The 764-nt window shown below is 60.2% G+C and carries 1 pseudogene; it reads right to left on the bottom strand.

The annotated features are described in order from the left end of the window. Positions 1 to 142 precede the first annotated feature (142 nt). A pseudogene (locus ACSQ83_RS35915) lies at positions 143 to 764 on the bottom strand (ISNCY family transposase); the annotation flags it as partial.

Genomic DNA, 764 nt, shown 5'->3' with positions numbered 1-764 from the left:
TGTCGAGGCTTTTTTGAAATGTCGGGGTTTGGGCTAATTAGAAATGTCTGGTCTCAGGGGTTGGTGGGGTCTGTCTTTCACGGGTTTCAACTCATGCAGTGTTGAAGGACTGCTTATGAACGGGCACGGCGTGTCAGTGCGTTCAGTGCGCCCTTGCAGACCGACGGCCTGGTTTTGATGCAGGCTTTGGCTGTTTTGTGTGTTGCGTGGCGAGCTGCAGGATCGTTTCATTCAGATCGGCCTGCGTGAATGCGCGCGGCTTCTTCGTGCCGGGCAGGGCTGCAGGCTTGCGTACCGGCTCGCCGCGATTCGTGCGTGACGGCGAGCCCGATACACGACGGTTATCGCGTTGGGCTTGCATCGCCTGCGCGACCTGCAGTGCATGCCCCAGCCGCTTGTGCTCAACCACGGCCCCCTGGTCGATTTCCGCGAGCTTGTCGTATCGCAGATAGGGCAGCGCGACGCCGTCGGCACGCAGTTCGATGCGACCGTCCGGATACTCCCACACGTCGATGTAGTGGCCGATCAGTTTCCGGCTGGCCTCGGTTTCTTCCAGAAGATAGATCATGAGGTCATTCAGCACGGTCAACGAGTCCGACACCTTACGCATCACTCGCCACGTCAGGATCGTGTCCAGATCCTCATCGTCACGCAGCGGCCGGTGCGCGTCGAACGTGCTCCTCGGCGGCTTCGCAAAACGCGCGTTGTACGTCGCCTTGAAGGCGGGCGCGTATGCATTCGCCGCTTCCATGGTCTGGATGCCG

Origin of the sequence: Caballeronia sp. LjRoot29 (assembly GCF_964252755.1) — a bacterium.
In the GTDB taxonomy this organism is placed as follows: Bacteria; Pseudomonadota; Gammaproteobacteria; order Burkholderiales; family Burkholderiaceae; genus Caballeronia.
Note: the sequence above shows the minus strand (reverse complement) of the source record. Positions and strands in the feature narration are given on the sequence as shown.